Raw genomic sequence first — 11834 nt, 5'->3', positions numbered from 1 at the left:
GGTCTTTTGGAACGAGTTGTTCGAGACTTATCATCTCGATTTCATATTGGAGTGAGGGTGTATTTTTGAGCATAGGCATTTCCTTTTTTCGATATGCCTATTAGATCAAACCTCTAGAGGTATGTCTAGAGGTTTGTCAGCAGTCTGAAATGCGTGCTCAGCACGCATTTTTATCAATTATAGCTTTCACTCAATTCGCCGTTTTCCGCCATCTCTTCATCCCGATCTTTCGCCGAAATTTGCAAACGCGCAAAATAATCACGTGTTTCAGCAATAATCACCTTACGCAAGCCAATCAGTGCAATTAAATTCGGAATCGCCATTAATCCATTAACAATATCAGCCAAACTCCAAATAATATCCAATTTGATAAATGCACCACACGCGATCAGTAAAATAAAGCAGCTACGGAAAATCTTAATCCCTCTAATGCCGGTTAAGTAAACAAAACAACGTTCACCGTAATAACACCAACCAAGAATCGTGGTAAATGCAAAGAACAATAAACCGATAGTGACAATTGTTGCACCGATACTGTTGCCTAACCCTTGCGCAAAAGCCAAATTAGTCACTGCGGCTCCCGCCACCTCCGATTGCCAAACACCGCTGATAACAATGACTAAACCGGTCATTGTGCAAACAATAATGGTATCGAAGAATGTGCCGGTCATTGAAATCAACCCTTGACGCACCGGCTCTTGTGTTTGTGCCGCCGCTGCTGCGATCGGCGCACTTCCCAAGCCGGATTCATTAGAGAAAATACCTCTCGCCATTCCCGATTGAATCGCTTTAAGCACAGTAAAACCAACCGCACCGCCTAATGCCGCTTGAGGGTTAAAAGCACTTTCAATAATTAAGGCTAGCGCTTGTGGCACAACGTTCCAATTAATTAATAAAATAAATAACGACGTACCGACATATAACACCGCCATAAACGGCACAATAAATGAGGATACGACAGCAATACGGTTAACGCCGCCAAGAATAATCATTGCTACCAACAACGTCATTACAACTGCGGTAATCACCGTTGATACCCCGAACGTATCTTGCATAGCGTGTGTAATGGCATTGATTTGTGGGAAAGTCCCGATACCGAAAAAAGCAACCAGAACACCGAATACCGCAAACAACTTAGCTAACCATTTTATGCCCAGCCCACGTTCTATGTAATACATCGGCCCACCGGCCATAAAGCCATTTTTATCTTTCACACGATATTTTACCGCCAGCAAACATTCCGCATATTTAGTCGCCATTCCGAAAAAAGCGACAATCCACATCCAGAAAATCGCCCCGGGTCCGCCTGCTTGAATTGCAGTAGCAACGCCAACAATATTGCCGGTACCGATAGTCGCAGAAAGCGCAGTACACAACGCAGCAAATGCAGAAACATCACCCTCGCCGGAATTACCTCTTTGAAACAAATATCTTAATGCGCGTGGCAATGATTTAATTTGTAAAAAACCTAAGCGAAGACTGAAATAAATACCAGTTCCCGCTAATAAAATGAGTAATGGCGGTCCCCAAATAAAGCTGTCAATTTCAGCTAAAATTTGATTGAAATTCATTGACTTCCTCGTAAATAAAAAAGCTAAATACAAGGAGTAGAAAAGAAAAAAGAAATATCCAGAAATGATATTTGAAAAAAGATTATCTTTCCTGCCCCTGTCCTTTTGCCTGAGCGTTTCAAAAATCTAAGATTTTTTTGCGCCTTCGGCGTCCGCTTGATGCGGATCTCTCCAAGGGTTCGTCCAGTAACAGTCCATGCTGTAAACAGCGCCTGAAAGAGTTTACCTCGTCGGCGTAGAGTTAATTCTCTACTCTCCAGCTACCTTCATCCGAACTCGATATGAATAAAAACGTTGCGAATTTTAGCAAGTTATGCTTTCTTGCTCAAGTGATGATCGCCTTACTACAATAATTTTACCAAGCGATTTAAATCTGCCTGAATTGCGCCGGCTGTCATTTTCACGCCGGCACTCGGGCCGTGAATCACCAATGGATTATCACGATACCAAAGGCTACGAATTAAGAATAAATTCTCTCCCGGTAATGTACGTGCAATCGGATCATCAACATTGCACACCTCCAAACCGATTTTTGACTGTCCATTCGCTAAAAAGCGAACCACATAACGCAATACGCCGTGCTCTTCCTCAGCATCGTGATAACGTTCATAAATCTGCGGCTCAAGCTCATCCAATTTCTCAAAAAAATCAGATAGCGGCAATGCAAGCATATCTTCCGTAATCAAAGATTCCACCTTAATTTCGGAACGGTCCAAATCATAACCTGCAGTACGCGCCACAATGAGCAGTTTACGTAACGCATCCAAGCCTCTTAAATCTTCACGCGGATCGCGCTCTGTCATTCCCTGCTGCCACGCCTGCTCTAACAACATTGAAAACGGCACAGAACCGTCATACTGATAAAATAACCAGGCTAATGTACTAGAGAATGTACCTTCAATTGACAAAATCGTATCACCGCTTTCCACCAGATCGTGTACGATCGGATTAATCGGCAAACCGCCACCGACCGTAGCGTTATACAACCAATGGCTGCCGGATTGCAAAAAAGCATTCTCAATTTGATGATATTTATCTAAATCAAAAGCAGCCGCACGTTTATTGGCACTAATCACATGGAAACCATATTTTGCATAGTCTTCATAATGTGCCGCCACCTCATCGCTATTGGTAAAATCCAACACCACCAACTCATCAAACGGATGCAAACTCAACCATTGCAATAATTCATCCGGCACCAATTCTCGACCATATTCTTCAAACTGCTGATCCCAATTATTTTCGCTTAAATACGGCAGAATACCTTGGTAATCCAACCACGCTTTTTGACTTGAAACCAAACCGATTAAGGAAAAATCAAAATGACTGCGTGCTGCGATCTTCTCCTGCTCCTGTTTAAACAGGCTGATCCACGTTTTTGAAACCTCTCCTTTGCCTAATACCACTAAGCCAACCGTTTTATGCGCACGGAATAGATCATCGTGAACATTGCGTAATAACTCCCGACTGACGGCTTGACGCAAAATCGCCACGACGCTGATTTTCTCTTCAGATTGCCATACAAATTCTAACGGTTGTGTTTTTAACATCTGGGAAAAACGCAACATTTGCAATGAATTTTGGCATACGCCGGCGCCCACAATCGCCAACAACGCTAAATCATAACGAATGGAAATGGAATCAGTGATTAACGGCAATTTTTTAAACTGCATAAACACCGTATCAATATATTCATTGGTATAGATCAAACGTAAAGTACGTGATTGCTCAATAAATTGCTCGACCAGCGGCTCCAATTGATGTTCTTGCAACCACGCTTGCAAACGTTGCCGCCAACTCTGCAACACCTGATTTTGTGGAATCACCAATTCGATCCAACCGATATGGTTATGAGATGTCACAATTCTGCCTTGTGCAGAAGATGAATAAATATGTTCAATACGACTCGTGCCTTCATTCGGCTTCAAACTGCTGCGTAACTGTAGTTTTAATTGAAACTCTTTTACCGGTTCCAGCGTGCGACTATGCAACACCGGCGCACCGAGACGCGCCAATTCATTGGCTTCATCCCAACGTAATAACGGCAATAATGTTGCATTTTTTACGTGGCGAGGATCGGCGGAATAGACGCCGGCGACATCGCTCCAGATCGTCACATTCTCAATCCCTGCCAATCCGGCAATTTGAGTGGCGGAATAATCGGAACCGTTTCGCCCCAATAATACGGTTTCACCTTCTGCATTGCGGCTGATAAAACCGGTAATAATCAAACGTTTATCCGGATTAGCATCCAAAATCGGTTGTAATCGGCGCTGACTAGGCGCAACCCGCACTTTAGGCAAAACAGTTCGCTCTGCCACCATAAAATCACGTGCATCGACAAAAACGGAAGGAATAGATTGCTGATTCAGATAAGCGGTAACCAATCGAGCCGACCAAATCTCGCCGTGTCCGACCACTTCGGCATAAATCGCTTCACAGAATGGTTTATCCAACAGGGCAGAAAGCTGATGAATATCATCAATAAAGGCTTGAGCAACTGGTTCCGGTTGTATCAGCAAGGCATTCACCATTGCCAGATACTGATGACGAAGATTTTGCAAAATACGGTTAGCTGCCACCGTATCTTTATGCGAAGCCTCCACCCATTCAATCAGTAAATTTGTGGTTTTACCAATTGCCGATACCACAATAACATCATTCTCTTTACTATAATTCTGAATAATAGAGGCAACGCCTTTGATACATTCAACATTGGCTAAACTACTACCGCCAAATTTATGTAATTGATGACGAACAACCTGCTGCATCATAAACCTCCGCCTATAGCAATACAAAGACGCGCTATTTTAGCACGAATATCTATAAGCAAATAAAGAAATCTAGATGTCTTTAAGGCTAGATTGTCATTAGCATAAATTTTGATTAAAATACCACAACTTGTGTGGATTTGAAGGAAATAACTATGGCTGATTGGGATGGGAAATATATTAGTCCCTATGCGGAACACGGCAAAAAAAGTGAACAGGTAAAAAAAATTACTGTATCAATTCCAATTAAAGTATTAGAAATACTCACAAATGAGCGTACTCGCCGCCAAATTCGCAATTTACGTCACGCAACCAATAGTGAACTGCTCTGCGAAGCATTTTTACACGCTTTTACCGGTCAACCTTTACCGACCGATGACGATTTGTTAAAAGAACGTCACGATGAGATTCCTGAAGCAGCAAAAGCCTTAATGCGCAAAAAAGGCATCGATCCGGACACTTGGGAATATTAATTCATTCTATCCTTCATATTATTTTTTATCTAAATTAAAGGATAAGCTGTTTTTCAGTTTATCCTTCTTTTTGTTCGCTCACTAATTTTGACATATATCAATTTTTATTCGGTCATTGTTCGCTAAAATGTCGCCACCAATATTATTAGGAATATTTCTTATTTAGATTTAAAATAGGTTATTCCATTTTAGAAGCAAGGAAATCATTATGTCAGTATATCCTCTTCATCAATTACCGAAACATCAAGAAGCCTACATTAAAGATATTATCGCCAACCCGGCATTCGGTTCTCAAGATAACTCCGTTAGTCGCCGTTTGGCAGATCTCGGCTTTTCCAGCCATCGTCCGGTTAGCATTATTGCTAAAGGATTATTAGGTCGTGGGCCTTATGTCGTTCGTTTGGATCATCATTCTCAATTTTCATTACGTAAAGCAGAAGCGGAAAAAATTCTCTGCTATTTAAAATAACTATATGAATAATCAACTCAATTTTGCCTTAATCGGGCCTCCTAATTGCGGTAAAACCGTATTATTTAATGCGCTAACCGGCTCCAATGCCAGAATTGCCAACTATCCCGGAGTAACGGTTGATCGCCGTGAAGGAACCTTGCTCGGACACACTAATATCACTATTCTTGATCTCCCGGGCACTTACAGTTTACATACCACCAGCCCGGATGAAGAGGTTTCTCGTAATGTTTTATTAGGTCATCTCGGTGATATTCCGGATGCCATTATTGCTGTTGCCGATGCCACCAATTTACGTATGACGTTGCGAATGGTATTAGAGTTAAAAGCACTTGGTCTGCCTATGGTGGTTTCAATTAATCTGTTTGATGTTGCAACCGCACGCGGATTGCAAATTGATACCAACAAAATGTCCGAATTATTAGGCGTGCCGGTGATTGGAACAGTTGCCGTCAGCAAAAAAGGGCAACAAAAAATTAAGCAAGCGGTAGAGCAGCTTGCCGAACGGGTATCAACCAATCAAAAAACCTCTCAGCAATTAGAACAAATTACAGATCAACTCGACAGTAACCAACTTTTCCAGCAGGTCGATCATATTCTTGAACAAAGTGTGCAGAACCTCAATTTATTACCGCGTTGGCACCAAAGATTAGATCATATTTTCTTACATCCATTTTGGGGTATGCTTACTCTTATTATCGTAATGTTGCTAATGTTCCAAGCGGTTTACGCTTGGGCTGCCCCCTTTATGGACGGTATTGAAGCCAGTTTCAGTCTTCTTTCCGAATGGTTGGCATCCGTTCTGCCGGACGGCATTCTGAAAGATCTGTTGATTGATGGTATTGTTGCCGGCGTAAGCAGCGTTTTAGTTTTCTTACCGCAAATTGCGATTTTATTTGCGTTGTTACTGATTTTGGAAGATTCCGGATACTTACCGCGAGCTGCCTATTTGTTGGATAGTTTCTTAGCCAAAAGCGGTTTATCCGGTCGCTCCTTTATTCCTCTGCTCTCCGGTTTCGCTTGTGCCGTGCCGGCAATTATGTCAGCCCGCACCATTACCGATCCAAGAGAGCGTTTAGTCACTATCGCTATTACACCGCTATTAACTTGTTCCGCACGTTTACCAGTGTATGCGCTAATCATTGCAGCGGTTATTCCGGATCAACAAGTTTGGGGAATTTTCAATCTGCAAGGTTTAACACTGTTTGCCTTATACTCGATTGGCGTACTTTCCGCCGGCTTTGTGGCTTTCATTCTAAAACTATTTGCTAAACACAAAGGCAAAATTCAGCAATTCCCATTATTAATGGAATTACCTACTTACCGCATTCCTAATTTTAGGCATATTGTCGTTACTTTATGGGAACGTGTCAGTGCCTTTTTAAAACGCGCCGGAACCATTATTTTCGCCCTAAGTATCATTTTATGGGTGCTTGTCAGCTTTCCGGCTGCACCTGAAAATGCGGTTTCACCACCAATCGATTACAGTTTTGCCGGGGCGTTAGGGCATTTTATTGAGCCGATTTTCCGACCATTAGGATTTACGTGGGAAATGTGTATTGCAATGGTGCCGGGCATTGCCGCCAGAGAAGTCGTCGTTGCGGCATTAGGAACCGTTTATGCTGTCGGTTCAGTCAATGAAGAGGCCGCCCAACAAATGCTTATTCCATTAATCCACGATAGCTGGGGTTTAGCAACCGCTTTCTCTTTCCTTGCGTGGTACGTTTACGCCCCAATGTGTATGGCAACGCTTGCTGTGATTAAGCGTGAAACCAAATCCACTAAGCAAACTTTGCTAATTACCGCCTATTTAACCGCATTAGCTTATCTATTTGCTTATATCGTTTATCATATCGCACGAGGAGCAGGACTATGATTCAATACCTTATTGTTATCGCTTTATTTATCGGTGCTGTCGGCTACCTTATCGCAAACTTCCGCAAAAAACACCAAAGCGGATGTAGAGATTGCTGCCGTTGCGGATCTGCTTCTAAATCGCAGAAATCTTGTCATTAACCATTATGATGGAGGAGTTGAAACGATCAACTCCTCTTTTCTTCTTACACTTCAATTTAATAAAAAATTACATTAACTACCGCTAAATAATTAATTTCCTTTTTCAAAGCTTATTCATCCAAATGCTGCTCAACAAGCACGCACAAATATGACTTTTCTCACATTTTTATTACTTTTTTATTAAATTTTTGAGAAAGAGATCAACTTTTTAAAAAAATCTGCTTTACTAAATTTTAGCATTTACATAGTCTTATTTATGCATTCACATATCTCATTCATACACAAGAAGAGGATCAAACTTATGAAATTTAAACAAAATATGTTCAAAGTGCTCGCTACTGTTACAGCGTTAGGATCACTATTATCATTCAATGCTTTTGCTGCGGATCCGATTGTGATCAAGTTTTCTCACGTGGTAGCGGAAGATACACCTAAAGGTCAAGGTGCATTAATGTTTAAAAAATTGGCTGAAGAGAAATTCCCGGGCAGAGTGGTCGTTGAAGTTTACCCTAACTCATCTCTTTACGGTGATGGCAAAGAAATGGAAGCATTATTATTAAATAATGTACAAATGCTTGCGCCATCTTTGGCTAAATTCGATAAATATACGCCAAAAATCCAATTATTCGATCTACCGTTCCTATTTGACGATATTGAAGCAGTACAACGCTTTGAAAAAAGTGAAGCAGGTAAAAGCCTACTTAACAGTATGAAAGATAAAGGTATTACCGGTATCGGCTACTGGAATAACGACTTAAAACAACTCTCTGCCAACAAAAAATTGGTACTTCCAAAAGATGCTCGCGGATTAAAATTCCGTGTACAAAACTCTGAAGTCCTTGATGCTCAGTTTAAACAGTTAAAAGCTGTTCCGCGTAAAATGGCATTCGGTGAAATGTATCAAGGTTTACAAACCGGCGTAGTAAACGGTGCGGAAAACCCATACTCAAATATCTACTCTCAAAAGATCAACGAAGTACAAAAATACATTACCGAATCTAACCACGGCTTGCTCTCTTATATGGTTATCGTAAACACCAAATTCTGGGAAGGCTTGCCTGAAGATGTCCGTAAAGGTTTAATGGAAGTTATGGATGTTGTGAGCGATGACGTGAACAAAAAATCTCACGAATTCAACCTTGCAGATAAACAACGCATTCTTGATGCCAAAACAACAGAAATTACGACTTTAACTCCTGAACAAAGAAAAGAATGGCGTGAAGCTATGCGCCCTGTTTGGAAAAAATTTGAAGGTGCTATCGGTGCTGATTTAATTAAAGCTGCCGAAGAATCCAACAACAAATAGTTTTTCAAATCTCAAAGTGCGATAGTCTGACTATCGCACTTTCATCGCTCAAGTCGGTTAAGGAGCAACTATGCAATACTTTAATTATCTCTGGGGAAAACTCGAAGAATTTATGATCGGTTTTTCTCTAGCGTTAATGACATTAGTGACTTTTGTCTATGTAATGTTCAATAATCTTTATAATCCTTTCTACGATTTAGCCGATGCCTATCCGAGTCTTGAATTTATTTTCGAGCCTATTGCCACTTTTTGTATGACCATAGCACAGGAAATGACTTGGAGTGTTGCACTGACTAAATTATTTTTTGCAATGCTCATCTTTTTCGGTGCCTCTTACGGCGTTCGTACTGCCGGACATATCGGTATTGATGCATTGGTAAAAAAATTTAGTACACCGGTGCAACGCTATATCAGTATCTTCGCCTGTCTTACTTGTCTTATTTATTCAGGGATTATTTTTATTGCGAGTTATGATTGGGTTCAAGCTTTACTCATTGCTAAAGTCGGTGCGGAAGACCTACAACAGTTCGGAATCAAACTTTGGCACATCGGTCTGATTATTCCTATCGGTTACATTATGATTTTCGCCCGCTTTGTTGAGATCTTTATCCGTTTATTACAAGGAAAACAAACTGATCTTGGCTTGGCTGATGAAGCGAAAGATGCAGTAAAACTACAAGAATCTGAAGCACATAAGGAGTAATTTATGACTATTGTTTTCTTATTTGCCTGTTTATTCTTTTTAATGTTTATTGGTGTACCGATTTCCGTTGCATTAGGATTATCCGGTTCTCTGGTGATCATTCTCTTCAGTCAGGATTCCATCAGCTCGGTCGCAATTAAACTTTTTGAAACGTCCGAACACTACACTTTATTAGCTATTCCATTCTTCTTGCTTGCCGGCGCATTTATGACTACCGGTGGTGTAGCACGTCGTTTGATTGATTTTGCTAATGCCACCGTTGGACATATCCGCGGCGGATTGGCAATTGCCTCCGTGCTTTCCTGTATGCTTTTCGCCGCACTTTCCGGCTCCAGCCCGGCAACCGTGGCGGCTGTCGGTTCCATTGCCATTGCCGGTATGGTGCGTTCCGGTTATCCGGCTGAATTCGGCACCGGAATTATCTGTAACGCAGGGACATTAGGTATTTTGATTCCGCCATCCGTAGTAATGGTGGTTTATGCAGCGGCAACCGAATCCTCTGTCGGTCGTCTATTTATGGCTGGCGTGATGCCCGGCTTATTATTAGGTGTCGCCTTAATGATCGGCATCTATGTCGTTGCTCGCATTAAAAATCTGCCGGCATTGCCTCGTGCCAGTGTCAGAGAGTGGTTCAGATCGGCTCGCCGCGCCTTATGGGGATTAATCTTAATGGTCATTATCCTCGGCGGTATTTACAGCGGTGCATTTACGCCAACAGAAGCAGCAGCGGTTGCAGCGGTATACTCTTTCTTTGTAGCTGTATTTATCTATAAAGATATTAAATTGAAAGATTGCCCTAAAGTTCTGCTTGAAGCCGGTAAACTCAGCATTATGTTGATGTTTATCATTGCCAACGCAATGTTGTTTGCGCACGTGTTGACTACCGAACAGATCCCACAACAACTCACCGCATTAGTGGTTGAGATGGACTTACACGCTTGGCAATTCCTTATTATTGTCAATATTATCCTTTTGATTGCCGGTGCATTTATGGAACCATCCGCAATCATTTTGATTTTAGTACCGATTCTCTTCCCGATTGCGACTCAACTCGGTATTGATCCGATTCATCTTGGGGTCATTATGGTAGTGAATATGGAAATCGGTATGATCACACCGCCGGTCGGACTTAACTTATTCGTGGCATCAGCCATCACCGGGTTAACCTTACCACAAGTTATCAAAGCAGCACTGCCTTGGTTAATGCTAATGTTGGCGTTCTTAATTGCCATTACCTACATTCCGGCAATCTCCTTGGCGTTACCTAACTGGATTGCAGTAGCTTAAATCGACACCGCATAAAACAGGGCTAAACACAAAATTAGCCCTGTTTTTTATGCCGGCAAATTAGAAATCACTTGAAAGAAAAACCTTAAAAAGAAACCCGGCATTAACGCCGGGTTTCCGCTTAATCCAATATCACTATTTTCTTTTCTCATCATACTCTTTCAAAATAGTGTACATTTCATCTTTTAAACGAAGTTTCATTTTTTTCAAGTTTTCAATCTCTTCCGGTGTACCGAATTCGATTTTTTCCAACATATTCTGAATTTTATGATCCAATTCATTATGTTCTTCGAATAAACGAGCAAAATGTTTATCTTCATTTTTTAACACACTGATCAAATCACGATATTCTGGAAACATAGCCATTCTCCTCTATATTATTATTGCACACTATTAATATAGCTTTTTTCCGTCTCTTCTGCTGTGAACAACATCACATTTTGCTTATCTTCTGTTTAACTTTTTGCAACAATGCATCACAACAGCGATCCAACAAGCGATAAGTTTCATCGAAATTATGTGTATACCAAGGATCAGGAATATGATCCTTTTCTAAATCGGGACATAGTTGCGTAATTTTAAAAATCTGTTGCGGATGTTTGCCGAAAAAACGCTCTAAATCCTCTAAATTGCTGTCATCCATCGCGATAATATAATCAAAATTCGCTAAATCCTGTTTTCTGATTTGACGACTGCGAAAACCGTTACTGGCTATGTTATGCAACTCCAGCATATCCGCTGTACCGCAATGCATTCCTTCACCACTATGCCAGCCGGCGGTACCAGCACTATCCACATTAACCCATTTGGACAAACCTGCCTGTTGTAATTTATGTTTAAAAATAAATTCCGCCATCGGTGAACGACAAATATTGCCTAGACAGACAAATAAGACACTAAATTTCTGCATCATTCCGCTCTCTTTTTAGTAAAAGCACTTATCATAAACAAAGAAAAGGCGGTAAACAATTACCGCCTCAGACTGCTGACAAACCCATCTTTCCAAAATCATTTGATAAAAGTGGGTTTGTTTTTTTACTTTGTCGCTTTTCTCTTGCTTTTCCTTTCAGATAACGGTGCCAGCGGTCATTTTCGCTGATTGTTTTACCCATGCCTCAAACAAGTAAAATTGACGCCATAAATAAGACAAAATAGCCCATACCACTAGGGCAATTTTCTTGATATTTTGTGCCATTGCCGCAAGGAAGCATTGCATTTGCACTTTGGATAATCCTCTA

General features: G+C 41.2%; 11 protein-coding genes, 1 pseudogene and 1 riboswitch. Of the genes and pseudogenes, 7 read left to right on the top strand and 5 right to left on the bottom strand.

The genetic code is table 11. From position 1 onward, the window contains the following. Positions 1-173: 173 nt before the first annotated feature. Both A3EO_RS0110485 and metL read right to left on the bottom strand, forming a co-directional pair. Positions 174-1571 (bottom strand): alanine/glycine:cation symporter family protein, encoded by a 1398-nt coding sequence (locus tag A3EO_RS0110485; protein WP_013745665.1) that lies wholly within the window; start codon positions 1569-1571, stop codon positions 174-176. An 87-nt stretch (positions 1572-1658) separates the two neighbouring features. Beyond that, a riboswitch (glycine riboswitch) is annotated at positions 1659-1756 on the bottom strand. A gap of 159 nt (positions 1757-1915) precedes the next feature. Then, positions 1916-4345, bottom strand: a complete 2430-nt coding sequence (gene metL / locus A3EO_RS0110480) for a bifunctional aspartate kinase/homoserine dehydrogenase II (RefSeq protein ID WP_018347109.1) — start codon at positions 4343-4345, stop codon at positions 1916-1918. A 152-nt stretch (positions 4346-4497) separates the two neighbouring features. On the opposite strand from metL, the gene metJ reads away from it, so the two are divergent. From metJ to A3EO_RS0110445, 7 genes are all read left to right on the top strand, one after another. Next, positions 4498-4815, top strand: coding sequence for a met regulon transcriptional regulator MetJ (metJ, locus tag A3EO_RS0110475; protein WP_018347108.1), 318 nt, complete (start codon positions 4498-4500; stop codon positions 4813-4815). Positions 4816-5023: 208 nt separating this feature from the next. After that, on the top strand, positions 5024-5284 hold the full coding sequence (locus A3EO_RS0110470; RefSeq protein ID WP_013745668.1) for a FeoA family protein: 261 nt from the start codon (positions 5024-5026) through the stop codon (positions 5282-5284). A 4-nt stretch (positions 5285-5288) separates the two neighbouring features. Then, positions 5289-7160: a ferrous iron transporter B gene (gene feoB / locus A3EO_RS0110465; protein WP_018347107.1), complete on the top strand. Its 1872-nt coding sequence runs from the start codon at positions 5289-5291 to the stop codon at positions 7158-7160. Then, entirely contained in the window at positions 7157-7300 is a 144-nt protein-coding gene (locus A3EO_RS13220) for a FeoB-associated Cys-rich membrane protein (protein WP_018347106.1), read from the top strand. Before feoB ends, A3EO_RS13220 begins: the two co-directional genes overlap by 4 nt. Positions 7301-7619: 319 nt before the next feature. Next, entirely contained in the window at positions 7620-8606 is a 987-nt protein-coding gene (locus tag A3EO_RS0110455) for a TRAP transporter substrate-binding protein (RefSeq protein ID WP_026211116.1), read from the top strand. A 70-nt stretch (positions 8607-8676) separates the two neighbouring features. Next, positions 8677-9309 carry a TRAP transporter small permease gene (locus A3EO_RS0110450; RefSeq protein WP_018347104.1) on the top strand — a complete coding sequence of 211 codons (633 nt, stop codon included), beginning with the start codon at positions 8677-8679 and terminating at the stop codon, positions 9307-9309. A gap of 3 nt (positions 9310-9312) precedes the next feature. Next, the gene (locus A3EO_RS0110445) at positions 9313-10596 is read left to right on the top strand and encodes a TRAP transporter large permease (protein WP_018347103.1); all 1284 of its coding nucleotides are present in this window, start codon (positions 9313-9315) and stop codon (positions 10594-10596) included. Between the two features lie 135 nt (positions 10597-10731). Here A3EO_RS0110445 and A3EO_RS0110435 read toward each other — a convergent pair whose 3' ends face one another. The 3 genes and pseudogenes from A3EO_RS0110435 to A3EO_RS13400 all read right to left on the bottom strand — a co-directional run. Then, positions 10732-10956, bottom strand: coding sequence for a YdcH family protein (locus A3EO_RS0110435; protein WP_018347101.1), 225 nt, complete (start codon positions 10954-10956; stop codon positions 10732-10734). A 73-nt stretch (positions 10957-11029) separates the two neighbouring features. Further along, entirely contained in the window at positions 11030-11506 is a 477-nt protein-coding gene (locus tag A3EO_RS0110430) for a low molecular weight protein-tyrosine-phosphatase (RefSeq protein ID WP_026211115.1), read from the bottom strand. A 156-nt stretch (positions 11507-11662) separates the two neighbouring features. Further along, positions 11663-11834: pseudogene (locus A3EO_RS13400) on the bottom strand (IS5/IS1182 family transposase); the annotation flags it as partial.

The organism is Gallibacterium anatis DSM 16844 = F 149, assembly GCF_000379785.1.
Classification (GTDB): Bacteria; Pseudomonadota; Gammaproteobacteria; order Enterobacterales; family Pasteurellaceae; genus Gallibacterium; species Gallibacterium anatis.
This window is presented reverse-complemented; position numbering and strand designations above follow the sequence as displayed.

What these genes read in the sequence shown, in the direction of transcription:
- A3EO_RS0110455 (WP_026211116.1), top strand. Translation starts at nt 7,620, where the DNA reads ATGTTCAAAGTGCTCGCTACTGTTACAGCGTTAGGATCACTATTATCA.
- A3EO_RS0110485 (WP_013745665.1), bottom strand. Translation starts at nt 1,571, where the DNA reads ATGAATTTCAATCAAATTTTAGCTGAAATTGACAGCTTTATTTGGGGA.
- A3EO_RS0110470 (WP_013745668.1), top strand. Translation starts at nt 5,024, where the DNA reads ATGTCAGTATATCCTCTTCATCAATTACCGAAACATCAAGAAGCCTAC.
- A3EO_RS0110445 (WP_018347103.1), top strand. Translation starts at nt 9,313, where the DNA reads ATGACTATTGTTTTCTTATTTGCCTGTTTATTCTTTTTAATGTTTATT.
- feoB (WP_018347107.1), top strand. Translation starts at nt 5,289, where the DNA reads ATGAATAATCAACTCAATTTTGCCTTAATCGGGCCTCCTAATTGCGGT.
- metL (WP_018347109.1), bottom strand. Translation starts at nt 4,345, where the DNA reads ATGATGCAGCAGGTTGTTCGTCATCAATTACATAAATTTGGCGGTAGT.
- A3EO_RS0110430 (WP_026211115.1), bottom strand. Translation starts at nt 11,506, where the DNA reads ATGCAGAAATTTAGTGTCTTATTTGTCTGTCTAGGCAATATTTGTCGT.
- A3EO_RS0110450 (WP_018347104.1), top strand. Translation starts at nt 8,677, where the DNA reads ATGCAATACTTTAATTATCTCTGGGGAAAACTCGAAGAATTTATGATC.
- A3EO_RS0110435 (WP_018347101.1), bottom strand. Translation starts at nt 10,956, where the DNA reads ATGTTTCCAGAATATCGTGATTTGATCAGTGTGTTAAAAAATGAAGAT.
- metJ (WP_018347108.1), top strand. Translation starts at nt 4,498, where the DNA reads ATGGCTGATTGGGATGGGAAATATATTAGTCCCTATGCGGAACACGGC.
- A3EO_RS13220 (WP_018347106.1), top strand. Translation starts at nt 7,157, where the DNA reads ATGATTCAATACCTTATTGTTATCGCTTTATTTATCGGTGCTGTCGGC.